26 protein-coding genes and 1 tRNA gene are annotated in these 26,090 nt (G+C 33.6%); 23 read left to right on the forward strand and 4 right to left on the reverse strand.

Going from position 1 to position 26,090, the window contains the following annotated elements; translation table 11 throughout:
• Nucleotides 1-86 precede the first annotated feature (86 nt).
• From QTL86_RS04440 to QTL86_RS04470, 7 genes are all read left to right on the forward strand, one after another.
• Complete coding sequence (locus QTL86_RS04440) at nucleotides 87-602, forward strand: molybdenum cofactor biosynthesis protein B (RefSeq protein WP_127067035.1); 516 nt, start codon at nucleotides 87-89, stop codon at nucleotides 600-602.
• Nucleotides 603-692: 90 nt separating this feature from the next.
• The gene (locus QTL86_RS04445; protein WP_410496631.1) at nucleotides 693-1,232 is read left to right on the forward strand and encodes a hypothetical protein; all 540 of its coding nucleotides are present in this window, start codon (nucleotides 693-695) and stop codon (nucleotides 1,230-1,232) included.
• Between the two features lie 103 nt (nucleotides 1,233-1,335).
• Nucleotides 1,336-2,142, forward strand: a complete 807-nt coding sequence (gene yidA, locus QTL86_RS04450) for a sugar-phosphatase (RefSeq protein ID WP_127067033.1) — start codon at nucleotides 1,336-1,338, stop codon at nucleotides 2,140-2,142.
• A gap of 75 nt (nucleotides 2,143-2,217) precedes the next feature.
• Nucleotides 2,218-2,724 (forward strand): GNAT family N-acetyltransferase, encoded by a 507-nt coding sequence (locus QTL86_RS04455; RefSeq protein WP_013657568.1) that lies wholly within the window; start codon nucleotides 2,218-2,220, stop codon nucleotides 2,722-2,724.
• A 307-nt stretch (nucleotides 2,725-3,031) separates the two neighbouring features.
• The gene (locus QTL86_RS04460) at nucleotides 3,032-3,655 is read left to right on the forward strand and encodes a TetR/AcrR family transcriptional regulator (RefSeq protein ID WP_410496632.1); all 624 of its coding nucleotides are present in this window, start codon (nucleotides 3,032-3,034) and stop codon (nucleotides 3,653-3,655) included.
• Between the two features lie 18 nt (nucleotides 3,656-3,673).
• The gene (locus tag QTL86_RS04465; protein WP_410496633.1) at nucleotides 3,674-5,407 is read left to right on the forward strand and encodes an ABC transporter ATP-binding protein; all 1,734 of its coding nucleotides are present in this window, start codon (nucleotides 3,674-3,676) and stop codon (nucleotides 5,405-5,407) included.
• Nucleotides 5,400-7,244, forward strand: a complete 1,845-nt coding sequence (locus tag QTL86_RS04470; protein WP_410496634.1) for an ABC transporter ATP-binding protein — start codon at nucleotides 5,400-5,402, stop codon at nucleotides 7,242-7,244. The genes QTL86_RS04465 and QTL86_RS04470 overlap by 8 nt, the downstream gene beginning before the upstream one ends.
• Nucleotides 7,245-7,337: 93 nt before the next feature.
• Here QTL86_RS04470 and QTL86_RS04475 read toward each other — a convergent pair whose 3' ends face one another.
• On the reverse strand, nucleotides 7,338-8,894 hold the full coding sequence (locus QTL86_RS04475; protein WP_410496635.1) for an ABC-F family ATP-binding cassette domain-containing protein: 1,557 nt from the start codon (nucleotides 8,892-8,894) through the stop codon (nucleotides 7,338-7,340).
• Between the two features lie 233 nt (nucleotides 8,895-9,127).
• Here QTL86_RS04475 and QTL86_RS04480 point away from each other — a divergent pair, with 233 nt between their 5' ends.
• Nucleotides 9,128-9,520 (forward strand): hypothetical protein, encoded by a 393-nt coding sequence (locus QTL86_RS04480; RefSeq protein WP_410496636.1) that lies wholly within the window; start codon nucleotides 9,128-9,130, stop codon nucleotides 9,518-9,520.
• Nucleotides 9,521-9,563: 43 nt separating this feature from the next.
• Here the strand turns inward: QTL86_RS04480 and QTL86_RS04485 are convergent, their stop codons facing one another.
• On the reverse strand, nucleotides 9,564-10,418 hold the full coding sequence (locus QTL86_RS04485) for a PHP domain-containing protein (protein WP_190283355.1): 855 nt from the start codon (nucleotides 10,416-10,418) through the stop codon (nucleotides 9,564-9,566).
• A gap of 91 nt (nucleotides 10,419-10,509) precedes the next feature.
• On the opposite strand from QTL86_RS04485, the gene QTL86_RS04490 reads away from it, so the two are divergent.
• The 7 genes from QTL86_RS04490 (at nucleotide 10,510) to QTL86_RS04520 (ending at nucleotide 17,067) form a co-directional block, all read left to right on the forward strand.
• A complete protein-coding gene (locus QTL86_RS04490; RefSeq protein WP_013657561.1) occupies nucleotides 10,510-10,914 on the forward strand; it encodes a TIGR04086 family membrane protein in 405 nt (134 codons plus the stop codon).
• Between the two features lie 142 nt (nucleotides 10,915-11,056).
• A complete protein-coding gene (scfA, locus tag QTL86_RS04495; RefSeq protein WP_013657560.1) occupies nucleotides 11,057-11,194 on the forward strand; it encodes a six-cysteine ranthipeptide SCIFF in 138 nt (45 codons plus the stop codon).
• Between the two features lie 124 nt (nucleotides 11,195-11,318).
• Entirely contained in the window at nucleotides 11,319-12,668 is a 1,350-nt protein-coding gene (scfB, locus tag QTL86_RS04500; RefSeq protein WP_410496637.1) for a thioether cross-link-forming SCIFF peptide maturase, read from the forward strand.
• A 190-nt stretch (nucleotides 12,669-12,858) separates the two neighbouring features.
• Nucleotides 12,859-14,376 (forward strand): protein translocase subunit SecD, encoded by a 1,518-nt coding sequence (gene secD / locus QTL86_RS04505; RefSeq protein WP_410496638.1) that lies wholly within the window; start codon nucleotides 12,859-12,861, stop codon nucleotides 14,374-14,376.
• The gene (gene secF / locus QTL86_RS04510) at nucleotides 14,377-15,312 is read left to right on the forward strand and encodes a protein translocase subunit SecF (protein ID WP_041713001.1); all 936 of its coding nucleotides are present in this window, start codon (nucleotides 14,377-14,379) and stop codon (nucleotides 15,310-15,312) included.
• Nucleotides 15,313-15,538: 226 nt separating this feature from the next.
• On the forward strand, nucleotides 15,539-16,813 hold the full coding sequence (locus QTL86_RS04515) for a methyl-accepting chemotaxis protein (protein WP_410496639.1): 1,275 nt from the start codon (nucleotides 15,539-15,541) through the stop codon (nucleotides 16,811-16,813).
• Nucleotides 16,814-16,994: 181 nt separating this feature from the next.
• A tRNA-Lys gene (locus QTL86_RS04520) sits at nucleotides 16,995-17,067 on the forward strand.
• 137 nt (nucleotides 17,068-17,204) lie between these two features.
• Here QTL86_RS04520 and QTL86_RS04525 read toward each other — a convergent pair.
• The gene (locus tag QTL86_RS04525; protein WP_243118604.1) at nucleotides 17,205-17,333 is read right to left on the reverse strand and encodes a hypothetical protein; all 129 of its coding nucleotides are present in this window, start codon (nucleotides 17,331-17,333) and stop codon (nucleotides 17,205-17,207) included.
• Between the two features lie 53 nt (nucleotides 17,334-17,386).
• Here QTL86_RS04525 and QTL86_RS04530 point away from each other — a divergent pair, with 53 nt between their 5' ends.
• The 4 genes from QTL86_RS04530 to QTL86_RS04545 all read left to right on the forward strand — a co-directional run bounded on the left by QTL86_RS04530 (nucleotide 17,387) and on the right by QTL86_RS04545 (nucleotide 19,329).
• Nucleotides 17,387-17,524 carry a hypothetical protein gene (locus QTL86_RS04530; protein WP_410496640.1) on the forward strand — a complete coding sequence of 46 codons (138 nt, stop codon included), beginning with the start codon at nucleotides 17,387-17,389 and terminating at the stop codon, nucleotides 17,522-17,524.
• Between the two features lie 50 nt (nucleotides 17,525-17,574).
• A complete protein-coding gene (locus QTL86_RS04535; protein ID WP_410496641.1) occupies nucleotides 17,575-17,700 on the forward strand; it encodes a hypothetical protein in 126 nt (41 codons plus the stop codon).
• Between the two features lie 397 nt (nucleotides 17,701-18,097).
• Entirely contained in the window at nucleotides 18,098-18,688 is a 591-nt protein-coding gene (locus tag QTL86_RS04540; protein WP_410496642.1) for a DUF4358 domain-containing protein, read from the forward strand.
• A gap of 359 nt (nucleotides 18,689-19,047) precedes the next feature.
• Nucleotides 19,048-19,329: a hypothetical protein gene (locus QTL86_RS04545; RefSeq protein ID WP_410496643.1), complete on the forward strand. Its 282-nt coding sequence runs from the start codon at nucleotides 19,048-19,050 to the stop codon at nucleotides 19,327-19,329.
• Between the two features lie 401 nt (nucleotides 19,330-19,730).
• On the opposite strand, the gene QTL86_RS04550 is transcribed toward QTL86_RS04545, so the two are convergent.
• On the reverse strand, nucleotides 19,731-20,105 hold the full coding sequence (locus QTL86_RS04550; protein ID WP_127066976.1) for a PH domain-containing protein: 375 nt from the start codon (nucleotides 20,103-20,105) through the stop codon (nucleotides 19,731-19,733).
• Between the two features lie 512 nt (nucleotides 20,106-20,617).
• Here QTL86_RS04550 and QTL86_RS04555 point away from each other — a divergent pair.
• The 4 genes from QTL86_RS04555 to QTL86_RS04570 all read left to right on the forward strand — a co-directional run bounded on the left by QTL86_RS04555 (nucleotide 20,618) and on the right by QTL86_RS04570 (nucleotide 26,024).
• On the forward strand, nucleotides 20,618-21,037 hold the full coding sequence (locus QTL86_RS04555) for a DUF3788 domain-containing protein (RefSeq protein WP_410496644.1): 420 nt from the start codon (nucleotides 20,618-20,620) through the stop codon (nucleotides 21,035-21,037).
• A 241-nt stretch (nucleotides 21,038-21,278) separates the two neighbouring features.
• Nucleotides 21,279-22,361 (forward strand): BMP family lipoprotein, encoded by a 1,083-nt coding sequence (locus QTL86_RS04560; protein WP_410496645.1) that lies wholly within the window; start codon nucleotides 21,279-21,281, stop codon nucleotides 22,359-22,361.
• A 173-nt stretch (nucleotides 22,362-22,534) separates the two neighbouring features.
• Nucleotides 22,535-23,377 (forward strand): hypothetical protein, encoded by an 843-nt coding sequence (locus QTL86_RS04565; RefSeq protein WP_410496646.1) that lies wholly within the window; start codon nucleotides 22,535-22,537, stop codon nucleotides 23,375-23,377.
• A gap of 163 nt (nucleotides 23,378-23,540) precedes the next feature.
• Nucleotides 23,541-26,024 carry a CoA-disulfide reductase gene (locus QTL86_RS04570; protein WP_410496647.1) on the forward strand — a complete coding sequence of 828 codons (2,484 nt, stop codon included), beginning with the start codon at nucleotides 23,541-23,543 and terminating at the stop codon, nucleotides 26,022-26,024.
• Nucleotides 26,025-26,090: the final 66 nt, after the last annotated feature.

Genomic DNA, 26,090 nt, shown 5'->3' on the forward strand with positions numbered 1-26,090 from the left:
TATCTCAAAGGCGAGAAAGAATGCTATACGTAGCGTCTCTTTCTCGCCTTTGTTGTTTTTCAGATCATAACAAGGGGGAAAAGGAAATGGGAAAAAATAAAGCAAAGAAAAAAGAAAAAGAAGAAAGAAAAGTATTTACAGCAGGGATTATTACAACGAGTGATGGTTTAGCAAGCGGTAAAGAGGAGGACGAAAGTGGTCATTTACTAGATTTTATGTTAAAGGATAGAGGGTTTGAAATCAAATACTATATTGTTATACCAGATGAAATTGATCGCATTCAAGAAGCTTTAGTTATGCTTTGTGATGATTTAAAAGTTGACCTTGTTTTAACAACAGGTGGTGTTGGTTTTAGAAAAAGAGATATTACGCCAGAAGCCACTCAAGGTGTACTAGATAAAGAAGTGCCAGGTATTAGTGAAGCTTTAAGAAGTTATCATTTACAATATAATTCTAGAGCCATGCTTTCTAGAGGTGTTTCAGGAATTAGAAGAAATACTCTTATTATCAATTTACCTGGGGATGTCAAAGGGGTAAGAAGTTCTTTTGAGAGTATTATAGATACTATTTATGAAGGATTAGAAATTATGGCAACAGACTAATGTATAACCTGTTTATTTGTCAAAGTGTGAAAGTTAGATTACAATAAAAGAATAATTTACATACTTTAAGCAAAGTAAAGGGGAAAAAACATGAATCAAATGCTTTTGGGTTTTATTGTCATTTTGTTTTTAGTAGCCATAGCAAGTAGTAAAAGGCAAGGTGAAAAGCGCTACAACCAGCTTTGTAAAGTGGCAGAATGGGTAGTAGAAGAGAAGCTAGGTGTATTTCATAGTATGAGCAATCATTTATCATGGATTTTATTAGTGGCTATAAGCGGGTATATTGTCATTGGGTGTATTGTGGGTCAACTAAATAGTTACCTCTTATTAGGTGGAGTTGTGGTGTATTTAATTAATTATTATGTATTAGAATATACACCTCATACGATGTGGTGTTTACTTCAAGGAGGATTACTAAGTAAGCGTCAGTTCATCGCTATGAATTGGGAAAATATTGTAGCTTATAGGTGGGTAACAAGAGGAGAAAAGCTTATTTTAAAAGTAGATTATAAGGGAAAAGGTATTGTTACAAGAAAATGTGAGCTAATCGTACCTCAAGAGATGAAAACCTTTTTAGAGGAACAACTAAAAGTAAAGGTACCTTATTTTGAGGTGATTTTAGAGAATTAGCTGTAAGAAAATGATAGCTAAGAGAAAAGTTTGTTAGAATTACCACTAAAAATCAAAGAAAAAACTGTTATAATGGAGATAGAAAATTATAGGAGTTGAAAATATGTATAAATTAATTGCAATAGATATGGATGGTACCTTACTTAGAGAAGATAAAACGATTTCAGATAGAACAAAGAAAGTGATTGCTAAAGCAGTCCAAAAAGGTGTTAAAATTGTATTAGCTTCTGGTAGACCCATAGAAGGGCTAGAACGTTATTTAACAGAACTTAAATTAGATTCAAAAGATGATTATGTAATGAGTTTTAACGGTAGCGTGATTCAAAATGCTTGCACGAAAGAGATTATTTCTAAGAATATTTTAAGAGGCAGCCACTTAAAAGAACTTTACGCCTTGTCAAAAACTATCGGGGTTAACATTCATGCTTTTTCAAACCAAGGTTGCATTACCCCACGTATGAATGAGTACTCACAATTAGAAGGGCGCATCAATGGGATTGAGGTACATGAAGTAAACTTTGATACGGTTTCAGAGGAAGAAGACATTATTAAAATTATGTTCATTGATCCTGAAGAAGTATTAGAAGAAGCTATTAAGAAAATACCGCAGACTATCTTTGAAAAGTATACAGTTGTAAGAAGTGCACCTTTTTTCTTAGAGTTTTTAAATAAAGCTTCAAGTAAAGGAACTGGTGTAAAAGCCTTGGCAGAATATCTTCACATTAAACAAGAAGAAGTGATTTGTATAGGTGATGCAGGTAATGATTTAGATATGATTCAATTTGCAGGATTAGGTGTTGCTATGGGTAATGCCTTTGATGAAGTAAAAGAAGCTGCTGATTATATTACTAAGAATAACGATGAAGATGGTGTTGCACACGTTATTGAAAAGTTTATTGGGATTAGCTAGGATAACTTGCATTATCACCTAAAACCGGTATAATAAAAGATGTGAGTTGTATGATACAAAAATAGGAGGAAGCTAATGGATATTGAAGGGGATATTATACTTAGAGATATGGAAAGTGCAGATAGTCAGTTACTAGAGAAGACCTTTATGCATACAAACCATTCTACTTATACATCCTATTACGAAGAAATGCTTTCAGGTGAAAGCGAACTCATTATAGCATTATATAATGGGGAACTGGCTGGCTATGCTAAGCTAGACTGGAATGATGAAGAATTAGAAGAAGAGCATATTCCGGTTATTAAAGAACTTCATGTAAGAGAGGGTTTTAGAAATCAAGGAATTGCCTCTAGACTCATGGATGAATTAGAAAAACGAGCAGCAGCTAAAAGTCAGTATTGTGCTATAGGAGTGGGTCTTTCTGAAGCTTATGAAGCAGCCCAACATTTACTAGCTAAAAGAGGTTATGAACCAGATGGCAGAGGTATTTTTTACATTGAGCCAGGTTTTATTCATGACGAATTAGAAGTAGATGATAACCAAGCATTGATGATGATTAAGAAAATAAATGAAGTGATATAGTCACATTGTGTGGCTCTACTATAATGAGGGACTATAAATAAATAAGATAGCTTACTTAAGAAGAAGATTGGGTAAGTTATCTTATTTTTTTGTGAAAAAATAAAAGTAGTTAGTAAAAAGCAATAAAAATAGCAAAATGGTAAACACTATTTTGTAATGATTTTCAAGTTTAAATAAGTTGCAATGTGACAATGTGTCATATATAATAATGAAATATGACACATCGTCACATTAATTGGGGAGAGAAAATAAGGTAATGAGACCTTGACTTAATGAGACGGTGTGACATGGAGAAAGGAGATAGAAAATGCCAAAGAAAACTTTTTATAATTTAGCACCAGAAAAAAGGGAGCTTATTAGCGCCGCAGCTAGAAAAGAGTTTGCTAGAGTGCCTTTGGCGGAAGCATCCATTGCACGTATTATTAAAGATGCAGATATACCAAGGGGAAGTTTTTATCAGTACTTTGAGGATAAAGACGATTTATTTACACAAATAGCAGCAGAGGAGGTAAAAGAGAAGTTTGTTTCTTTTACGAATAAGGTCATTCAAAAAGAGGGAGACCTTTTAAGTGCTGTTGAGGAATTCTTCGAGGACTACATTAATCATCTGGGTACAGAAGAAAATAAAAACTTAGAGAGAAATATCTTTTTGAGCATGAATGAGAAAATGAGAAATAGAATGGTTCCTACACACAAAGAGCATCCTTGTATGGAAGAATTTAAAGCAGTTATGGAAGCTATTGATCGAAAAAGGCTAGGGCTGGCATCTGAAAAGGAATTTAAATACTTAAGTAAAATGCTCAATGGGATATTATTTAGATTACTTACACAGTTTTTAAATGATATAACCAGTAAAGAAGAATGCCTAGAGATTTTTAGCTTTGAGATGGACATTATAAAAAGAGGTCTTAAGTCTAGACAAACAAACTAAAAGGAGGAACGCACAATTATGCTTAAGATTATAAAATATCTAAAACCTTATATAGGCTATATATTATTAGCTGTTGGTTTATTATTTACGCAAGCGATATGCGATTTATCGTTACCTGATTATATGTCAAAAATTATTAATCAAGGGATACTGATGAAAGACAATGGTTTTATTTTACAAACAGGAGGCGTTATGCTTCTGATTTCATTAGGTGGAGTAATAGCAGCTATTTTGGTAGGTCTGATTGCTTCTAAGGTAGGTGCTGGTGTTGCTAGAACCTTAAGGAGACATGTATTTGAAAAAGTAAGTAGTTTTTCAAATGCAGAATTTGATAAGTTTTCAACAGCTTCTCTTATTACACGTACAACCAATGATATCACACAGATTCAAAACTTAGTGACAATGATGATTCGTATGATGTTTTATGCACCGATTATGGGAGTGGGAGGAATTATCTTAGCTCTTTCCAAAGATGTATCGATGTCATGGATTATTATTTTAGCTGTGGTTATTTTAATTGGCTTAATTGTAGTCATTTCTATTATTGTATTACCACGTTTTAAAAAAGTACAAAGTTTAATTGATAAACTGAATTTAATTGTAAGAGAAAATTTATCAGGTATGCTGGTTATTCGTGCATTTAATACTCAAAAATTTGAAGAAAAGCGCTTTGATGAAGCGAATAAGGATTTAATGAAGGTGAATTTATTTGTTAATCGTGTCATGACTTTTATGATGCCAGCTATGATGCTTTTAATGAATCTCATTAGTGTCTTAGTTATTTGGGTAGGGTCACACCGCGTAGGAGCAGGTCAGCTTCAAGTAGGAGATATGATGGCCTTTATGCAGTATACGATGCAAATTATTATGAGTTTCTTATTTATTTCTATGATGTTTATAATGATTCCTAGAGCCTCTGTGTCTGGAAGACGTGTATCGGAAGTATTAGAAACTGAGTTAACTATTATAGATCAAAACAATGCTTTACCTATAGAAAAAGCAATAGGTGTTATAGAATTTAAAAATGTAAGTTTTAGCTATCCTGGAGCAGAGGAACCTGTTTTACATGATGTGAGCTTTGTGGCTAAGCCAGGAGAAACCACTGCGTTTATTGGTGCAACAGGTAGTGGTAAGTCCACATTGATTAATTTGGTACCACGTTTTTATGATGTTACAGAAGGTAGTATTTTGTTAGATGGTAAGGATATTAGAGATATTTCTCAACATGACTTAAGAGAGCAAATTGGTTATGTTCCTCAAAAAGGTATTTTATTTTCAGGAACCATTGAAAGTAATTTAGGTTATGGCAAAAAGGATGCTAGTGAAAAAGAACTCTTAGAAGCAGCGACCATTGCTCAAGCTAAAGAATTTATAGATTTAAAACCAGAGGGAATGAAATCAGGGATTGCACAGGGTGGCACCAATGTATCAGGGGGACAAAAGCAACGACTTTCTATTGCAAGAGCATTAGCAACGAAACCACAGATTTATATTTTTGATGATAGCTTTTCTGCCCTTGATTTTAAAACAGATGCTAAACTTCGAGCAGAACTTAAGAAAAACGTAACCAATGCAACGGTTTTACTTGTTGCACAACGTATTAGTACCATTATGCATGCAGAACAAATCATTGTTCTAGATGAGGGCCATGTTGTAGGTAAAGGAACACATCAAGAACTACTTAAAACATGTGAGGTGTATAAGGAAATTGCATTATCACAATTGTCAAAGGAGGAACTAGGCAATGAGTGAAAATAAAAGACCGAGAGGACCTATGGGTGGACATGGACCTATGGGTGGCATGAGTGCTGGTGAAAAAGCAGATGATTTTAAAGGCACCATGAAAAAATTAATCAACTATTTAAAGCAATATATGGTGGGAATTGTAGTGGTTATGATTTTTGCTATTGCATCTACTGTCTTTTCTATTTATGGTCCTTCTATATTAGGAGATGCCACTAATGTTTTAGTAGAGGGCATTATGGCTGCTGTGCAGACTGGTCAATTAGTGATTGACTACACTAAAATCCGTAATATTTTATTATTTTTACTAGGATTATATTTGCTATCAGCAGCATTTAGTTACATTCAAGGCTGGGTAATGACAGGCGTTTCTCAAAAGGTAACTTATAAACTACGTAATGATATTACAGAAAAAATTAATCGTATGCCACTTAAATATTTTGATACACATACTCATGGTGAGGTACTTTCCCGTATTACAAATGATGTAGATACAGTCAGTCAAACTTTGGGGCAAAGCTTAACTCAAATTATTACTTCTATAACTATGGTTATTGGTGTACTCATTATGATGATTCGAATTAGTTGGCTGATGACATTAGCAGCTTTAATAGTCATTCCACTTTCTATGTTCTTTGTGATGGGTGTGGTTAAAAAGTCACAAAAATACTTTAGAAGTCAACAAGAATACCTAGGTCATATTAATGGGCATGTAGAAGAAATGTATGGGGGGCATATTGTTGTTAAAGCGTTTAATGGAGAAGAAGAGTCCATGAAGCAGTTTAATGCATATAACGAAACTCTATATCATTCTGCGTGGAAATCACAGTTTATATCAGGCATGATGATGCCTATTATGGGCTTTATAGGTAATCTAGGCTATGTACTGGTGTGTATTTTAGGTGGTGTTTTAGCTGTTAAAAATACAGTAAGTATTGGTGATATTCAAGCCTTTATTCAATATATGCGTAACTTTACTCAGCCACTTTCACAAATTGCAAGTATTTCAAATACATTACAATCTACAGCAGCAGCTGCTGAACGTGTATTTGCCTTTTTAGAAGAGGAAGAAGAAAGTGTAGAAAGTAGTACGCCAGTGAAATTAGAAAATCCAGAAGGGCAAGTCACCTTCGAAAATGTTCATTTTGGATACAATCCAGACAAAATCATTATTAATGATTTTTCAGCTGATGTTAAACCAGGAATGAAGGTAGCTATTGTAGGGCCTACAGGTGCTGGTAAAACAACAGTCGTGAAGCTATTAATGCGCTTTTATGACTTACAATCTGGTAAGATTAAAATTGATGGTCATGATATTTGTGCCTTTACAAGAAGTGATTTAAGAGATTTATTTGGTATGGTACTTCAAGACACGTGGTTGTATAATGGCAGCATTATGGAAAATATACGCTATGGTAAACAAGATGCTACGGATGAAGAAGTCATTGAAGCAGCCAAAGCAGCTCATGTTCATAGTTTCGTAAAAACTTTACCTGATGGTTACCGCATGGTTTTAAATGAAGAAGCAAGTAATGTTTCTCAAGGACAAAAGCAACTATTAACCATCGCACGTGCTATTTTATCAGACCCTACAATTCTTATTTTAGATGAAGCCACAAGCTCCGTTGATACACGTACAGAAGTGCTTATTCAAAAAGCTATGGAAAACTTAATGAAAGGAAGAACCAGTTTTATTATTGCTCACCGTTTATCTACGATTCGTGATGCAGACCTTATTTTAGTAATGAAAGATGGTGATATTATTGAAAAAGGTACTCATGAAGAACTCTTAAAACAAGGTACTTTCTATGCACAACTTTATAATAGTCAATTTGAAGCTAGCTAATAAAAATAGACTTACCTCATAGGGGTAAGTCTATTTTTATGATGAATCATGTGAAGCAATTAGAAAGTAAGAATGAATAATGAAGAATGGTGATTATATGACTTTTGTGGTCCAGTCTTCTACATTCCATACATCTGTTACAAAGCTTTGGTAGAAATAAGGTTCGTGGCAAACAAGAACTACAGTTCCCTTAAATTCACGAATAGCTTTTTCAAGTTCATCTTTTGCTTCTGGGTCTAAGTGGTTAGTAGGCTCATCTAAAATCAGAAGATTAAGTTCTTCCATTAAGATTTTACATAAGCGAACTTTTGCATTTTCACCACCAGAAAGAACTTTCATTGGACTTGTAATATGTTCAGTTGTTAAACCACATTTAGCTAAAGCTGTACGAACCTCATGATTATTCATAGAAGGATAAAGGTTCCAAATTTCTTCTAATGCGGTATTACTGTTATCACGACTATCTTCTTGTTCAAAGTAGCCATATTTCACATTTTCACCAAATTCTACTTTACCACCTAAGGAAGGAATAATGCCTAAAAGGGTTTTAAGTAAAGTAGATTTACCAAGACCATTAACACCGCAAATAGCTACTTTTTGTCCGCGTTCTAGCTTAAAAGTTAAAGGACTTGTTAGTGGCTCATCATAACCAATAACTAAGTCTTCGGCTTCAATTAAGAAACGACTTGGTGCTTTGTAAGGTTTGAAATTAAAAATAGGTTTTGGCTTTTCATGAGTTTTTTCAATAATATCCATTTTATCTAATTGTTTTTGGCGGCTTTTAGCCATACCAGTTGTAGCAACACGCGCTTTATTACGTGCGATAAAGTCTTCAAGTTTATCAATCTCTTTTTGTTGACGTTCATAAGCTTGTTCTTGTTGACGCTTTTGTTGTTCATAAATACGTTTAAAGTCATCATAATTACCTACATAACGTGTTAACTCACAATTTTCTACGTGGTAAACAAGGTTGCATACTTCATTTAAGAATGGAATATCATGAGAAACAAGGATAAAAGCATTTTCATAATTTTGTAGATAACGTTTAAGCCATTCAATATGATTTTCATCTAAATAGTTAGTAGGCTCATCCAGAATTAAGATGGTTGGATTTTCAAGTAAAAGCTTTGTGAGTAGGACCTTTGTTCTTTGACCACCACTTAATTCATCTACTTTACGATCAAGACCAATATCAGACAGGCCTAAACCTTGAGCAACTTCTTCTATCTTTGAGTCAAGCGTATAAAAGCCACTGCTATCTAGAATATTTTGAATTTCAGCAGCGTCTTCCATTAGGCGAGTCATTTCAGTTTCATCTACTTCGGCTACCTTTTCGTAAATACCTAACATTTCTGTTTCTAATTCAAAGAGGTGATTAAAAGCAAGACGTAAATTATCTCTTATAGTAGTTCCAGGTTCTAAAACTGAGTGCTGATCTAAATAACCAGCTGTTACACGATTGGACCATTCTACTTTTCCTTCATCAGGCATAAGCTTACCTGTAATGATATTTAAAAAGGTGGATTTACCTTCACCATTAGCTCCAACTAATGCAACGTGTTCACCTTTGAGTAGACGAAAAGAAACATCTTCTAAAATACTACGTGCCCCAAAGCCGTGGGTTACATTTTTTACAGTTAATACGCTCATTTGCATCTCCTTTATCTTATGATCAATGGTTCATTTTACTGTATTATCATAATCGAAATAGGTAAAAATGTATAGTGTTTATTGCTGTAAATAATCAATAGGGATAAATTTGTTTTTGTATTTTGATTATTTTAAAATAAAATACAAATCAGAAAAAGTCTGGATGTATTTAAAAAAATAGTTAAATCATGTAAAATGGTAAAGTAAAATATAAACGAAAGCGGGGACCAGCAGTGAGCGTAATCATAAAAGGTAAAGAGACAGATAGGCGTATAGCAGAAGGATTAAGAGATACTTTTGTTAGTCAATATAATGATGTGGCGGCTTTTCAGATGCTATTAGACACATTAGGAGACAATTGCTTAGACCGTCTTATTCACCGCTTAAAGATTGAAGAAAAGATAGATTTATTTAAAGACTATGTGGCATTAAAAAGCATAGCAGAAGAAGTAAGAGCTAAAGGGAATAGAGAAATTTTTATAGAAGTATGTAAAGAAGACGAAGCAAGGGCTTGGATTAATGATAATGGTAAATATCATCCACTTGTTTTTGAGGCACTTTACAAAGTCTATAGAAATTCAGAACGTTTAGCACCTTATCTTAAAGATAAAAAAGACAAAAGATAATGCAAAAAGGTGATATCAAAAGTATTGATATCACCTTTTTGCATTAATAAGACATCCCTAAGCATTTACGCATGGCTTCTAAAATATCAAAAGGTACTTTTAAATGGCCATAACCAGAACCTAGATCAATTTGAGGTTTATTATCTCCATGGAAATCACTACCACCTGTTGGGAAAAGTTTAAGCTGCAAGCAAACTTGAAGTAAGTGAGCTACATCATCACTAGAATGTGTAGAGTAAACACATTCCACACCGTCAAGCCCTTCTATGGCTAAGCCACGGAGGAGATTTGTGACATCTGCTCTACTGTATCCATATAGCATAGGATGAGCAAGTACAGCTAGCCCACCTGCTTCATGAATCATATCAATGCACGCTTTAACAGTAAATTTTTCACGAGGTATATAAGCAGGACAGTTACTTCCAATATACTTTGAAAATGCTTCTTTACGTTCTGTAATATACCCTTTGCGAAGTAAGGCATTAGCAATATGAGCTCTAGTGAAGACAGTATCAGTAACACAATCAACCTCTAAATCTTCTAGTGTCAGAGGACAGCCTAATTCGGTTAACTTATCTAACATTTTAAGATTACGTTTGCTTCTACTATCGATAAGCTCTTTAAGTTTATTTTGAAGAACGGAGGAGTCAGGATCAATATAATAACCTAATATATGAAGTTCTTTGCCATAATAATCAGCTGAACATTCAATGCCTGGAATGACAATAACACCTATTTCTAAACCTTTTTTCATGCATTCATTAACGCCTGCTACGGTATCATGATCTGTTAAAGCAATAGCACTTAACCCTTTAGCTTTGGCATATAGAGCCAGTTCTTGTGGTGAAAGTGTACCATCAGAGGCAGTTGAGTGAACGTGTAAATCAATTAATTTCATAGATTTACCTCCTTTATATGAATATTTTATCATACTTATGGCTAGATGTACGTAAAATATTAATAGATTTAAGTAAAAAGGAGGAAACATGATGACTAAACATAAAGCAAAAGTAGAAGTGGATATGCCACAAGCTGTACTCACTATGGTTAAAGCCAATATTATGGCTTATGTGGTAACTGCCATTTTTATTTTGTTCTCATCCATTATCCTTACATACACCAATGCCTCACCAAAGTTTGAAGTATGGATTGTAACCCTTGGTGTAATTGCTTCAGCTTTTCTTGCAGGCTTTGATACAGCTAAAGTTGACAACAAAAATGGCTATAAATGGGGTGCAATTGGTGGCTCACTTTACTTTATTATCTTTTTAGTATTAGGTACCATTATTGAAAAACTTAATCATTTAGCACCTAGTGTTATTTTTATGCTTGCGCTTTTAGTGATTATGAGTAGCACAATAGCAGGAATGATTTCTGTTAACTGTCATAAGTAAAGATACATAGATGATAAAAAACAAATAGGAAACTAAAATTATAACAAGTTATACAAAGTTTTAGATGTTAAAGAATGGAGTTTGCAATAAAGCTAGACTATGCTATAATAAAAAAGATTTGTTATGAGAAGGAGGATGCATCATGAAACATATCAAAACTTTAAACACAAAAAACTTACCAAACAGTGCTAAAAAAGGTGGTTGTGGTGAATGTCAAACATCTTGCCAATCAGCTTGTAAAACATCTTGTACTGTAGGAAACCAAGCTTGCGAAAAATAATTTCGTAATGCAGCAGTGACCCTGTGTCGCTGCTTTTATTTTGCATCAATAAGGAACGTGGAAGAGCTACGGTTTCTTGTTCATCATTATACATTATTGAGAATAGAAGAAGAGAGGATAACCAATGATCCATAAGTTTAGATTTGAAAATTCCAACATTGTAATGGATATTCATAGTGGCAGTATTCATTTAGTAGATGAAGTAGCATATATCTTAGTGGAAGAAGCAGAAAAATTATCAAAAGAAGCTTTAATAGAAAAATATAAGGAAGAATTTGAAATAGAAGCAATCAATGAAGCTTATGAAGAACTTATGAGCTTAAAAGAGGAAGGTATGCTTTATACAGCTGACCAATATGAGACATTAGTCCCAGCCTTTTTAAATAGAGAACCTGTTGTTAAAGCGCTTTGCCTTCATGTGGCTCATGACTGTAACTTGAAATGTAAATATTGCTTTGCAGGTGAAGGAGAATATCACGGTCATAGAAGTCTTATGAGTATTGAAGTTGGTAAAAAAGCAGTTGACTTTATTATTGAGAATTCTAAGCACCGTAAAAATATTGAAATTGACTTCTTTGGTGGTGAACCACTAATGAACTGGGAAATGGTGAAAGAAACAGTTGCTTATGCCAGAGAACGTGAAAAAGAGACAGGTAAAAACTTTAGATTTACAATGACCACTAATGGTGTCCTTTTAAATGATGAGATTATTGATTATTTAAATGAAAATATGCATAATGTGGTATTAAGCTTAGATGGTCGTCCTGAAGTAAATGACCGTATGCGTCCAACAGCTAATGGCAAGGGGAGCTATGATGTGATTTTACCAAAATTCAAGAAATTGGTTGAAAAAAGAGGTAATCAAAAATATTACCTTCGTGGGACCTTTACACACCATAACTTAGATTTCTCAGAAGATGTTAAGCATATGACAGAGCAAGGCTTTAAAGAAGTATCAGTAGAACCAGTTGTTGCACCGAATGAAATGGATTATGCACTTAAAGAAGGGGATATCCCAGCTTTGTGTGCAGAATACGAAAAATTAGCTAAATATATTGTAAAGCAAACAAGACAAGGAGATAGCTTTAATTTCTTCCACTTCATGGTGGATCTTGAAGGTGGGCCATGTATTCATAAACGTTTAGCTGGTTGTGGTTCAGGTACAGAATATTTAGCTGTAACACCAGAAGGTGACCTTTACCCATGTCATCAATTTGTTGGAATGGAAGAGTTCAAAATGGGTACAGTAGATGAAGGTGTTACTAATCTAGAAATGCGCTGTAAGTTTGAAAAATGTAATGTGTATAGCAAAGATGAGTGCAAGTCTTGTTGGGCTAAATTCTTCTGTAGTGGTGGTTGCGCAGCAAATTCGTATAATTTCCATGGCGATATTCACCATGTATATGAAATTGGTTGTGCTCTTCAAAAGAAACGTCTAGAATGTGCTATTGGGATTAAGGCAGAATTATCTTAAGAAAAAGTAGTATAAAAAAATTAAAATTGCACAATATTATTTTAAGCTTACAAGGCTCATGTCTCAAACATGGGCCTTATTTTTTGGGTAAAGGCTTGGGAATAGCGACAAATGTCGTATTTTATTTGACTATATTTTATACAAATTATATAATCGTAGTAGTGTCGCCTAGGGAAAAGGAGGAAAAGAAATGAAAGCCAAGAACAAAAAGCTTAACAGTATCTTGACACTTGTGATTATGATTGTAATCATTTTAGGTGTTAGCGGACTTGCTTACATAGCTTGCACTGCTGTAGGACAAGGTCAATCTACTAAAGTAGAACAAGTTGCTGGGGCAAGTAATGAAGAAACGTCGGAGGAAGGTGCAGAAAGTCCAACACCATCAACTAACAATGAAACAAAAGATGAAGTAGCACAAGAAAATAATACAGAAACAGACGAAACAAAGGATCAAGGAGAAAGTATTGATGACACTGATCAAGCTACTAATGCAGAAGTAGCAGGGGAAAAGGGTGACACTTCAGCGTCAACGAAAAAATCAGGATTCTTTGAAAGTAACAGAATTAAACTAGGATTAGACCTTCAAGGTGGCGTTAATATTGTTTATGAACCAGAACTAGAAGGTGACATGTCAGCTGAAGAATTGAGATCTGCTATGGAAGCAGCACAGGCTCTTATTCAAAAACGTTTGGATGCTAAAGGTTATACGGAAGCAGAAGTTGCTATTGAAGGAACAAAACGTTTAAGAGTAGATATTCCAGGTGTGGAAGATCCACAAAAAGCTGTAGATGAAATTGGAGCAGCAGGTATGCTTCGTTTTATTGACATGTCAGGAAATGAGATTGTAACTGGTAAAAATGTCAAAAGTGCAAGAGCTGGACAAAATTCACAAACAGGCGAATACTTTGTAGGAATTGAAATGGACAGTGAAGGAACAAAGCTTTTCTCTGACTTTACTGCTAATAATATTGGAAGTACTATTTTGATTATGTTAGATGAAACCGTGCTTTCAATGCCTCAAATTAGTGCCCATATTACAGATGGAAGCGGCATTATTTCTGGTAACTTTACTATTGAAGAAGCTCAGGATTTAGCTAATGGGATTAATGCAGGGGCATTACCATTTACACTTGAAGCTATTAGCGCAACAGGTGTAGGGGCTAAATTAGGTATTGATGCACTTAACTCTAGTTTATTAGCCGGTGCCATTGGTTTTGTTATTATTTTAATCTTTATGGTTGCAATGTATAGGATGTGTGGTGTGGCAGCAGATATTGCGTTAGTCCTTTATGTCGGTTTAATGGTATTAACGTTAACGGCATTGAATGCTACTTTGACACTTCCAGGTATTGCAGGTATTTTATTATCCATTGGTATGGCAGTAGATGCTAACGTTATTATTTTCGCACGTATTAAGGAAGAACTCGCATTAGGCAGAGGTGTAAGAGCTGCAGTAGATGCTGGTTTTAGTAAGGCCTTTAGTGCGATTTTAGATGGAAATGTAACAACAATGATTGCAGCTGTTGTATTATACTTCTTTGGAACAGGCCTTATTAAGAGCTTTGCAACAACTTTAATGATTGGTATTGTTATTTCTATGTTTACAGCCCTTGTTATTACACGTAGTCTTCTTAAAGCTTTTGTAGGTATGGACTTAAGAAAGCCATCCTTTTATACCAATATCAAAAAGCTTGGAAAGGAGGCCTAAATGATGAAAGTTATCCAGAATAGAAAAAAATATTATGCCATATCTATTATAGTTATCCTTATTGGATTAGTTTTCATGGTAATGAATGCAGTTAGAGGGCAAGGTGCTTTTAATCAAGATATCGAATTTACAGGTGGTTCTCTTATTCAAGTGAACATGGAACGTCCTTTTAATAATGAATTAAGAAGTGAATTACTAGCTATCACAGAAGAAGTAACAGGTAATACAGGTGCACGTATTACTTCCGCAGGAGATACAGGTGTTTTAATCACTATGACACGTGAAGATGCTTCAACTAGAAAAGAGCTTTTCGAGGCCATTAAAGAAAAGTATGATTTAAAAGATGATATTGCTTTAAGAGATGAAGACTTTTCACCAACAATCAGTAAAGATATTAAAGTAGGGGCCATTAAAGCAGTAGTAGTAGGTATTGCACTTATTTTAGTCTATGTTAGTTTTCGTTTTAAAGATTATCGTTTTGGAACAAGTGCAGTTATTGCATTAGCTCATGATGTTCTTGTGATGTTAAGTGTATATGCTATTTTCCGTATTCCACTTAATAACTCTTTTATTGCGGCAATGCTTACTATTGTAGGTTATTCTATTAATGATACGATTGTTATTTTTGACCGTATAAGAGAAAACAAAGAAAAAGTGGGCTTAAAAGACCATGCAGCGGCAAACGAAGAATTGGTGGATAGTAGTATTAATCAAACAATAGGTCGTTCTATTGCAACTTCACTTACAACTGTCGTTATGGTTATTCTCTTATTTGCATTAGGAACAGATTCTGTAAAAGATTTTGCTTTCCCACTCATTATTGGTATTTTAGCGGGAACATACTCTTCTATTTTTGTAGCAAGTCCAATTTGGTACGAGTTTACACATAGAAAGGGTAACAAAGTGAAACAAGCTAAACAAATTAAAAAAGCATAAATTAAATAGAAGACTCTAGGTGAGAAAATTAACTCATTCTAGAGTCTTTTTTATAATAAGATAAAAATGATTTCGATTTACGTTTTACCTAAAAGAATAAAGAGAAGAGTGAGATTATAAGAAAAGACAAGTGTTATATAAATATAAAATTGAATTAAAAAATTAATTATAGTATAATAAATATTACGTGAATAAGCAAAGAAAAGGAAGAGGAAGGATGACCAATATGGACAATAAAACAGGCATTATGGGAAAAGCACTAGAGTATTTTAAGACTTTTATAGTAGGTGCATTATTAATTAGTGTACTTATATTTATAGGGGTTTCATACATGATTATTGGAAATATAGGAAAAGCAGTACTTTTAGCAGTTATTTTAGGAGCAATCGTTACAGGTATTGTTATACTATTATTACTACCTATTAGAAAGTTTATTAAACAATATAATGGAGATATTGAAAGTATAAGAGAAGGTAACCTACATTTACTTTTAAATCTAGATAAATATCAAACTAATAAATTTTTTGGGAAACTTATTAGTTCTGTAAATGTCATTTTTTCTGAATTCAGTCATTTAGTAGATGACTCTTTTAAAATTGTAGATACAATTACAACTACAACCAATCAAGTTGCTGAAAGTACAGATGAAGCAATGAAATCTATTACTCAAATGAGTAGTATGATGCAAGAGATTGCCCAAGGTGCTAATGAACAAGCTGCTCAAAGTCAAACAGGGGAAGCACTTATGGAGACCTTATCAGAAGAGATTACAGTGGCGTATGAAAACTGCAAAGGTATTATGGTAGAAGCTGATAAGATTCAGGGATTAAATGAAGAGGGAAAAAACTCTATTCGCTTATTACAAGAACGTGCTGCCAGTGCAGTGCAAGCTACAGAAGAAATTGTTAAGACAGTAGCCTTTTTAACAGCTAAAATGAAAGATATTACATTATTTGTAGATGCCATTGAGAATATTGCTTCACAAACTAATTTGCTTGCTTTAAATGCAGCCATAGAAGCTGCCCGCGCAGGTGATGCAGGTAGAGGATTTGGGGTTGTAGCAGAAGAAATTAGAGGACTGGCAGATCAAAGTCATAATTCTACTGAACAAATTAAAAATTTAGTAGCCAATATACAAGCAGAATCAGAGAAAGCTGTAACAGCTATGAATAAAATGAATATGGTATCTGAAGATGAAACAGAAGCTGTACGTGCAGCAGAGCAAGTATTTGCTAAAATGGCTACAAGTATAGAAGTTGTAGTAGATAAAATTGCCATTACTAATGAAGCTATTACTAAGGTGAATGAAGATAAGACAAAAGTTAATGCTGTCATTGAGCAAGTAGCAGGTGTTACTCAAAGTACGGCTTCTTATACAGAAGAAGGTGTTAGCAGTACAGAAGAGCAGGAAGCATTAATGGAACGTGTTAAATCAGAAATTAGTGTACTAAATAAAGAGGTAGAAGTGCTTAATAGTAAGCTTAAAAAGTATAGAAAATAAGATATATTACTTAAAAATCGTAGGAAGAGCCGAAGGCTATCCTACGATTTTTAAGTAATACAAATTTATATTTATGTAAATAAAAATAAATTTATAGAAAAAATCGGTTGACAAGTAGCAACAAAATCACTATAATAGCATATGTAGTCAAGAACAGGAAACATTTTCCGAAACTTACTATGGGTCATTAGCTTAGTTGGTAGAGCATCAGACTCTTAATCTGAGGGTCCTGGGTTCGAGTCCCAGATGGCTCATTAATTGAAAGAGGTAAGCATTGCGTGTCAATCGATACAGTGCTTACCTCTTTTGCGTTTCTTGTGTGTAGTAAGTGTGTAGCAAAAAACAAACTGCAATTTAAAAATATAAAAAAATAGGCAAATACATGCGAGTATTAACCTAGAATATTATTAAGACATTGAACGTCGTTTATTAATTCTTTTGGCATTATATGAGTATAAATATTCATTGTAGTAGCTAGATCACTATGTCCCATTAATGCTTGTATTATTTTGGGCGGCACATTATTTTCAAATAGCCTTGTAGCATAGGTGTACCTTAGCAGTGGAATTTCCTATGAGGGACCCAGTGTTGGCTAATGCCTTAGAAATTGCTCATATAAAAGCATTAGAGTTGGCTGAATATGAAAAATCAATAGATGCTAAAATAGAAGCTTTTAGAAAAAAGATGAAGTATAGGGAACATCAAGCATAGATAGACAGAAAGCACCAATTGATGAACAAGACACTAAAAAGAAAAACGAAATGTTAGACTTGAAGCTTAAAGTAGCTAAAATAAGTGTAAGTACTAATGATAGTTTAGGGACAGTAAAGGAGTTACAGGTTATGTCACAGGAACTAATTACGCTACCCAAGTCTAGCACATGGTAATAGAGATGAATCGGCAGCTCCATATGAAAATTTTTACTCAATAAAAGCCTTATCAAAACGGAATTGAGTTGGAGACTACAATAACAATTGACTCAGAAAACCATGAATTCAGATACGTAATAAGTGGAAGGCTACTTGAATATGGAACTGCTTTTATTATAAAAGATAATTCTCCCGTTATAATTGAAATAAATGAAGTTTTAGGAAAAGATAAAGTAAGTAAAACTTTTAAATTACAATAATAAAAGAATAGTTTTAGATAGGATCAGGTGTAATCTTGGTCCTATTTTTATGGAAATATTTATAATATAAAAATATGCAAGACTTTAATTTTGGTGGAACATAAGCCGTTGTCCTACGTCAAATATTAAGTAAGAAATGATATTAGGAGGAAAAAATGAAAACAAGTAAAAAACTTTTAATATTAGTGATGGCTTTGTCAATTGGAGGAGTAATACTTATAGGATGTGGTAAAAAAGTAGAAACACCTAATATAGATATAAACTCTTCGGTAGAAGCTGAAGAACAAAATCAAGGTCTAGTAACTGAAGGTGAAAATGCTGTCGATGATATTACAGACGAAGAAATAATAGGTGAAAAAGAATCATCAGCATCTGACAAGATTTATTTTACAGTAGTAGAGGGATTAGAGGTACCAATGAGCATGACAATGGATGATACAATTCTTGAGGATGCATATGGCATTGATACAAGCCTTCTTGCAAGTCACCATATAGAAATGGGTATGAATAGAGCATCAGTATCAGAGATTGCTATTTTTGAATTAAAAGATAAAAAAGATATAGATGCAATTAAGGCAGGGATAGAAAAAAGACAACAAGCTTTAGATGAGCAATGGAGTAGGTATCTACCAGAACAATATGAGTTAGTTAAAAATTCTCAAACAGTTGTAAAAGATAATCTGGTGCTATATGTAATTAATGCAGATGCTAACAAAATTGTGGAAAAATTTAATGAAATAGAATAACTAGATATAATAAAAAGATAGTTTGGTAGAGCTAGGTGAAAACTTGGCTCTATTTTTTCATAAAATGACAAAATACTCTCTACAATATCGAACATTTGTTCTGTGATAAGCATGTATTCAATATAACTTCCCCAAGGGATTTGTCTATTGCCCTCCCTAGGCAGTAGACTTAGGTGTATATTTTTTCTTTAAATCATGGCAACATGGTCTATTTTTTTGTAAAAAGATAGTTAGATTATAGTCGGAATAATTATATTATCATTAGTTTGGGTTACAGATAATATAGCCTTTTTTATTTGCATATAGTAAATAAGCGGTATAGAATATATTTAATATTTAGAAATATACGAGGGACCAATATGAAAAAATGGATAATCACAACTGTAGTGCTCATATGTATTTGTGCTGGGGCTGTAGCGTATGCAATAATAGCACCAAACTTTAATATTAGTGCGAAAGCTAAGCAAGCGACTATGGAAAATCAATCCTATACGATTAAACAACCGGGCAACTATAAATTTACTATTACAGAATTAGAATTCCAGAAAAGCCTAAAAAATAATATGGACTATATAGAGAGAAGCAATAAGGGTGCTGAGCGAATGGCACAATGGATATATACAATAAAGAAGTCAGAGTGATTCTGACTTCTTTATTGCTTTTTATAGGAAATAAGGAGGTGTAAACTATAAAAATATTAGTAGCAAGTCATATCAAAGCTTTGATACTGATTAGTTTACAATAAATAATGTTAGTGGCACGTTAGTAGTCAGCTAGTTACATTGACTATCAAGGCTTTATATATAATATACTACAAACTACAATAATAATATATTTATAATATATTATTATATATTTTAGTATTAAAAATAACGTATTTACTATATATATTGTAGAATACTTTGTAGTACGTATATTAGTAGTAAAATGCGATTAATGTATTGACTATCAATGTAACTAACTTTTTATGACTTACTACAAGATATTTTATACAATAAAAAAAGTAGCTATTTAGCTACCTTTTTAAAAATTATAGAGTTTATTACAGAACGTACTGTCCAATAAGTTTATTGAATGAACGAATATCAAAATTACCCTTAATTTCAAATCTTACATTTCCTAATCCACTAAACCATAAATCTATTTCACAATCCAAGTCTAATGCACCAGCTGTTTCTACAGAGAATGCTTGTACCTTACTATAAGGTAAAGAAGTAAAATCCTTTTTTGATCCTGTAATACCTTGCACATTAACAGCAATTACACGCTTATTAGTAAAGACAACCATATCTCTCACAGTTTTAAATGTTGCAAAGATTTCCTCACTGTCTATAAGCATAGGTTGTACTAAACTTAATCCTTCGTTTGGATTAACTGGCTTAAGTTTAAGAAAACTTGAATTTTTAAAGTCAATCATTGTAAAATCCTCCTTGTTTTTAATATAGTATATCATAACAACCTAAAAGATAAGTATATAAATTAATTTGTTTTTATAGCAGCTTGTAGCCTTAAATGGTTGCAAGCTATTTTACACCTACTTGACACCTACTACATAGGTTTATTTAATGAACATAATGAAATTAATTTTATAAAATAATTGAGCATCAATAAGTTTTCATGAATTTAATTTATATAATGTACTAAATTTATTTAAAAATTGGACTCTTAATCTAAAATACTATTGATGTATTGAGCGTCATTCGTTAATGAAATGCGCAAGCAAACTAGGATAGTACTTAGAAGCCTTACTCCTCTTTATGATGCTTGAAATGTGAATTTATTTAATTGACCATGTATTTAGAGGGGTATAATATTGTATTAAATATAGATGCTTTATAGCCCAGAAAAGCTGGATCATTAACAAAACACAAAAAAGCTTGTTTCTATTAGATAGGCTATGAGCTAAATAGGAATTCTAAGGAGGTACTTATGTTTGAGAGAATGCTTGATAAAAGTAGGATACCTACTATTGAGGAAATGAATACTTATTGCGGCGTAAACGGAAATTTATTTGAGGAAGTTAATGATTATCTTGTAGAAAAACTTGGAACTCGGACAGAAATTCGCTTTCCATATGGAAATAAATATGGTTGGAGCATTACTCATCGAAAACAGCAAAAACTTATCTGTGATATTTTTGCCGAAGCAGGAGCTTTGACTGTTATGCTTAGATTATCGAATAAGCAATTTGAAGCTATGTATGGGGAAATGCTTAGTTACACACAGGATTATATAGATAATAAATATCCATGTGGTGATGGTGGTTGGATTCATTATCGGATTCTATGTCAAGAACATTTATATGATATAGAAAAATTATTAAAAGTAAAGGTATGTGGGTCTAGATAAAAGTTAAATAAATACTTACTTATATTAGGAATAGCATTTTAGAGAAGAATTAGGTGAACTTAAAGTCTAAATACAAAAGAGTTGGTCTCATGGAGGCTAACTCTTTTGTTGTTTTAACAAAAGCAGATTATTAGTATATTTTTTAGGTTCGTGTAAATACTACTACAATAGAAAATAGGAAAGGTACGAAGTTTAGTGTGATGCGTACTATAATAATCAATGAAGTAGGTGGTGGTATCAAATGAAAAAACAGTTTTTGAGTATGCTATTTGGCAGTATGCTTACCATAAGTTTATTAGTAGGTTGTGGAAGTGGGACATCCTCTCAAAAGTCCTCGAAGTTTCAAATGCTAGATACAGATCTTCGTGTAGGGATGGTTACTAATTCAGGAACAATTGATGATCGTTCATTTAACCAAGGGACATGGGAAGGGATTAAAGATACAGTAAAACAAACTAAATACTTACAGCCTAATGGTGCAACAGAAGCAGATTATTTACAGCAAATTGCCAATTTGTATGATGCAGACTATAGATTTATTGTAACACCCGGTTATAAATTTGAGACAGCTATTTATATTGCTCAAATGAAATATCCGGATGCGAAGTTTGTATTAATAGATGGGTCTCCACGTGATCATGATGGGGGCGTAGAGGTAGGCAATAATACAGTAGCTATTTATTTTGCAGAACAAGAAGCAGGCTTTTTAGCTGGGGTTGCAGCAGCTAGGCAAATAAAAGAAGGTGACTTTGGTTTTATAGGAGGAATGGCAATTCCTTCTGTAAAAAGATATAAGAGTGGTTTTGCACAAGGCATTCTTTATGCCAATGAGCATTTAGAAACGCATATTTCCTTAAAGGATGAAAATATTATTTATATAGGTAGTTTTGACGATAAAGCAGGTGGTCAACAGCTTTCAGCACAAATGTATGATAGAGGTGTTAAAGCCATTTTTGCAGCTGCAGGTGATGTAGGTTTAGGCGTTATTACTGAAGCAAAGGGAAGAGCGGCTAAAGGGGAAGATGCTTGGGTGATTGGTGTAGATGTGGATCAATATATGGATGGCATTTATGAAACGGGAAACAATAAATCAGTTATTCTTACTTCTGCAATTAAATATTTAGACCAAGCAACCTATGATATGATTAAAGCAGAGGTAGAAGGTAAATTCCCAGGTGGACAAACGCTTACCTTTAATGTGAATAATAATGGTGTAGGTATTCCTAAAAATAATCCCAATTTATCAGAAGAAACCGTTAATGCAGTTAAGCAAGTGAATGAACAAATAAAAGTAGGAAATATCGTAATAAGTGGAGAAGAATAAGCAGGTGGTTGCTAGAGTATTATAAAAGGGCAAAGCCATAAAAGGCTTTGTCTTTTTGCTTATAAAGTGGCTATATAATAGGTAAGCTTTTGCTCATATCTTTTATCACATTCATTAAAAGGCTAGAATGTGATAAGATAAAGAGAAATATGAATAGGCAGGAGTTTAATAACATGAATGTGTATGATCAGTTAACACAGTTACAGATACTAGAACATGCTTTTGTAGAATGGAAGGATTATAGAAAGGCACTTACGTATTATATCATGAGTCAATTTCCAATAAAAAGTCAATTGGCTATTTGGGGGGCAGGGAGATGTAATGATCTAGACCTTAAGATTTTATCAGAACATTTCGATGTTATTTGTTTACTTGATAAAGATGAGTCGGCTATGAAGGAAGCCCTAAAGCAGTATGGATTAGCTGAATCCAACAAAGTTCAAATAAAGGTATGTGATTTTACCTTCATAGGTGCCGAAGCTTATAGGACTTATGCAGATATTTTAGTAAAAGAAGTCAGAAAAGAAGGTTTGAAAACAAATATTCATCAGTTGGCAGATAAAGCGCTTTGCTATCTTGATAATGTAGAAATGGATTTTGATAAAAGTCAGTTAGACTTAGGAACAAAGAGCTATGAGTATGCAGTAATGATAGGTGTACATAGTCAGCTTATTTCAATGTTTGATTGGATTTGGCAAGTAATATTGCAAACATTAGGACAAGAGGATGAGACTGTCAGACAAAAGATTATTCAGCTTAATGAAAAAGTAGTTAGAAAGTTTAATGTTGCTTTTTGGAAAGCTACTAAGTATAAGGCTATTGTTGGCTGTGAACTAAATAAAAGCAATCAAGTAGGGAGCATACAAGGAGCTATTCAAGCCATAGAACAAATAGAGAAAGAAATTTTAAAAGGTACTGTCAAAAGAGAACAAACTACTTATTTGGAATGGCCTTTTAATAAGTCGCAAGGTGTCAGCTATAAAATGCAGCTTCAAGTGCTTCAAATGAATCAATAATTAAAATAAGTAGAAAAAAGGAGATACCTCATTCTAAATAGGGAATGAGGTATCTTCTTTTTTAGTGACTTAGTTACAGAAAAGAATGAGAAAGTAGAGTTACAATGATAAGTAATAAAACTAACAACTATTAACAGATTTATAAAATAAAAGGAGCATGTATATGAGTAAAAAAATAGTAATTGTAGGTGGTGTGGCAGGTGGTGCTTCTACTGCTGCGAGACTGAGACGTTTAGACGAAGAAGCAAGCATTATCATGTTTGAAAAAGGAGAGTATATTTCTTTTGCAAACTGTGGTTTACCATATTATATAGGCGGTGTTATTTCAGAAAGAGAACAGCTTCTGTTACAAACAGTTGAGGAGATGTCCCATAAATTTAAGATAGATATTCGTATTTTGTCAGAAGTTATAGCTATTGATCGTGAGCAGAAACAATTAACCATTAAAAATCTAAAAACTGATGAAATTTATTGTGAAAAATATGACAAACTTGTCCTATCTCCAGGGGCAAAGCCAACAGTGCCACCTATCAAAGGACTTTCAGAATGTAAGCAGCTCTTTACCTTACGCAATATTCCAGATACAGATCGTATCAAAGCTTATATAGATAAGGAAAAACCTCAAAAGGCAGTTGTAATTGGGGGTGGCTTCATTGGACTGGAGATGGTAGAAAATTTAAAGCATCAGCACTTAGAGGTAACACTTATTGAAGCAACTCATCAAGTGATGGCTCCTTTAGATATAGAAATGGCCAGTATTATTCATGAACACCTTATAGATCAAGGCATAAACCTTATCTTAAATCAAAGTGTCGAAGCTTTTAGACAAGAAGGTCATCAAGTTGTGTTAAGTAGTGGAGAGGTTATTTCGACAGATATGATTATTATGGCTATAGGGGTAACACCAGAAACGACTATAGCAAAAGCAGCAGGCTTAGAGGTAACAGAAAAAGGTTCTATTATAGTTGATGAACACATGCGCACTTCTGATAAGTCAATTTATGCACTTGGGGATGCTGTCAGCATTAAAGATTTTGTAAGTGGGGAGAAAATGATGATTCCTTTAGCATGGCCAGCTAATAGGCAAGGCAGAGTCGTAGCAGACCATATTTGCGGAAGAGCGTCCAATTATAGAGGAACATTAGGATCAGCGGTTGCTAAGGTCTTTGATTATACAGTAGCTACTACAGGAAACAATGAAAAGATGCTTAAGCATCTAGGGCGTTCTTATGAAGTGGTGCATATTCATCCTAATGCTCATGCAAGCTACTATCCAGGCGCCTTTCCTATTGCTTTTAAAATGTTATTTGATCCTCGAACAGGTGAAATCCTAGGCGCGCAAGGTGTAGGTATGGAAGGGGTAGAAAAGAGAATAGATCTTTTGGCAGTAGCCATTAAAGGCGGTCTCAAGGTCATAGATTTACAAGACATAGAACCTTGTTATGCACCACCTTATAATTCAGCTAAAGATCCTGTTAATATGCTAGGGTATTATGCAGCTAATCTCATGGAGGGATTAGTAGAAAATAGTCAGTGGTATGAGGTAGATGACCTTGTAAGTCAAGGGGCATTTATTTTGGATGTAAGAGAGCCATTTGAATTAGTGACAGGTGTTATTCCGAAGTCTATCAACATACCACTTAGTAATCTTAGACAGCGTATAACAGAACTTCCTAAAGAAAAAGAAATTTATGTAACTTGCCAAGTAGGGCAACGTGGCTATGTAGCCTGCCGTTTATTAATGGCTTTAGGCTATAAATGTAAGAACATTGATGGGGGTATGAAAACCTATCTTGCCGTTCAAAAAGCCAATGAGGCCTTAAGTCGAAAGAAAATAACAAAGATAGAAGCTGAGAAAGGAAGTGAAATAGTAGTGACAGTTAATCAAAAGCAATTAGGTCCCAATGTAACCCTAAATGCCTGTGGTCTTCAGTGCCCAGGACCTATTAGAAAAGTATACGAGCAAGTAAAGCAAATGGAAGAAGGAGAAATCCTAGAAGTAAAAGCAAGTGACCCCGGTTTTACTAAAGATATTGGAGCATGGTGTGATAAAACCCAAAACACATTAATTGAAACCAGTTTCGATGATAAACAAAAAGCCTTTATAGCCTATATTCAAAAAGGGATCAAAGATACAAAAAGGCAACTAATCAATCCAATGCAAACAAGTGAAGGAAAAGAAGGAGCTACCATGGTGGTATTTAGTGGTGACTTAGATAAGGCAATTGCTTCATTTATTATTGCAACAGGAGCAGCTTCCATGGGTAAACCTGTCACCTTATTTTTCACTTTCTGGGGGCTTAATATCTTAAAAAGAAAAAATAAACCTAAGATAAAGAAAGACAAAATAGAAAAACTATTTGATATCATGTTACCTAAGCATACGAATCAGTTAGGTTTGTCTCATATGAATATGGGTGGCATGGGTGCATGGATGATTAAAAAAATCATGAAGAAACATCAAGTAGATGATATAGACACATTGATTAAAAATGCCATAGATATGGGTGTAAAAATAGTAGCTTGTTCTATGAGTATGGAACTCATGGGAATCAAAAAAGAAGAGTTTATAGAAGGTGTAGAGATTGGTGGAGTGGCTTCTTATTTAGGAGCAGCAGAAGATTCAGGACTTAACTTATTTATTTAACAAAAAATAACTTATAAGTGATATAGTCACAGAAGTAGAAGAAAGAAAGTATTATAATAGAGTTAG

It is taken from the genome of Cellulosilyticum sp. ST5 (genome assembly GCF_046529625.1).
GTDB classification, from domain to species: Bacteria; Bacillota; Clostridia; order Lachnospirales; family Cellulosilyticaceae; genus Cellulosilyticum; species Cellulosilyticum lentocellum.

Excerpts from the sequence above, each read along its gene's own strand:
- QTL86_RS04440 (WP_127067035.1), top strand. The coding sequence starts at position 87 with ATGGGAAAAAATAAAGCAAAGAAAAAAGAAAAAGAAGAAAGAAAAGTA.
- QTL86_RS04445 (WP_410496631.1), top strand. The coding sequence starts at position 693 with ATGAATCAAATGCTTTTGGGTTTTATTGTCATTTTGTTTTTAGTAGCC.
- yidA (WP_127067033.1), top strand. The coding sequence starts at position 1,336 with ATGTATAAATTAATTGCAATAGATATGGATGGTACCTTACTTAGAGAA.
- QTL86_RS04455 (WP_013657568.1), top strand. The coding sequence starts at position 2,218 with ATGGATATTGAAGGGGATATTATACTTAGAGATATGGAAAGTGCAGAT.
- QTL86_RS04460 (WP_410496632.1), top strand. The coding sequence starts at position 3,032 with ATGCCAAAGAAAACTTTTTATAATTTAGCACCAGAAAAAAGGGAGCTT.
- QTL86_RS04465 (WP_410496633.1), top strand. The coding sequence starts at position 3,674 with ATGCTTAAGATTATAAAATATCTAAAACCTTATATAGGCTATATATTA.
- QTL86_RS04470 (WP_410496634.1), top strand. The coding sequence starts at position 5,400 with ATGAGTGAAAATAAAAGACCGAGAGGACCTATGGGTGGACATGGACCT.
- QTL86_RS04475 (WP_410496635.1), bottom strand. The coding sequence starts at position 8,894 with ATGAGCGTATTAACTGTAAAAAATGTAACCCACGGCTTTGGGGCACGT.
- QTL86_RS04485 (WP_190283355.1), bottom strand. The coding sequence starts at position 10,418 with ATGAAATTAATTGATTTACACGTTCACTCAACTGCCTCTGATGGTACA.
- QTL86_RS04490 (WP_013657561.1), top strand. The coding sequence starts at position 10,510 with ATGACTAAACATAAAGCAAAAGTAGAAGTGGATATGCCACAAGCTGTA.
- scfA (WP_013657560.1), top strand. The coding sequence starts at position 11,057 with ATGAAACATATCAAAACTTTAAACACAAAAAACTTACCAAACAGTGCT.
- scfB (WP_410496637.1), top strand. The coding sequence starts at position 11,319 with ATGATCCATAAGTTTAGATTTGAAAATTCCAACATTGTAATGGATATT.
- secD (WP_410496638.1), top strand. The coding sequence starts at position 12,859 with ATGAAAGCCAAGAACAAAAAGCTTAACAGTATCTTGACACTTGTGATT.
- secF (WP_041713001.1), top strand. The coding sequence starts at position 14,377 with ATGATGAAAGTTATCCAGAATAGAAAAAAATATTATGCCATATCTATT.
- QTL86_RS04515 (WP_410496639.1), top strand. The coding sequence starts at position 15,539 with ATGGACAATAAAACAGGCATTATGGGAAAAGCACTAGAGTATTTTAAG.
- QTL86_RS04530 (WP_410496640.1), top strand. The coding sequence starts at position 17,387 with ATGAGGGACCCAGTGTTGGCTAATGCCTTAGAAATTGCTCATATAAAA.
- QTL86_RS04535 (WP_410496641.1), top strand. The coding sequence starts at position 17,575 with ATGTTAGACTTGAAGCTTAAAGTAGCTAAAATAAGTGTAAGTACTAAT.
- QTL86_RS04540 (WP_410496642.1), top strand. The coding sequence starts at position 18,098 with ATGAAAACAAGTAAAAAACTTTTAATATTAGTGATGGCTTTGTCAATT.
- QTL86_RS04545 (WP_410496643.1), top strand. The coding sequence starts at position 19,048 with ATGAAAAAATGGATAATCACAACTGTAGTGCTCATATGTATTTGTGCT.
- QTL86_RS04550 (WP_127066976.1), bottom strand. The coding sequence starts at position 20,105 with ATGATTGACTTTAAAAATTCAAGTTTTCTTAAACTTAAGCCAGTTAAT.
- QTL86_RS04555 (WP_410496644.1), top strand. The coding sequence starts at position 20,618 with ATGTTTGAGAGAATGCTTGATAAAAGTAGGATACCTACTATTGAGGAA.
- QTL86_RS04560 (WP_410496645.1), top strand. The coding sequence starts at position 21,279 with ATGAAAAAACAGTTTTTGAGTATGCTATTTGGCAGTATGCTTACCATA.
- QTL86_RS04565 (WP_410496646.1), top strand. The coding sequence starts at position 22,535 with ATGAATGTGTATGATCAGTTAACACAGTTACAGATACTAGAACATGCT.
- QTL86_RS04570 (WP_410496647.1), top strand. The coding sequence starts at position 23,541 with ATGAGTAAAAAAATAGTAATTGTAGGTGGTGTGGCAGGTGGTGCTTCT.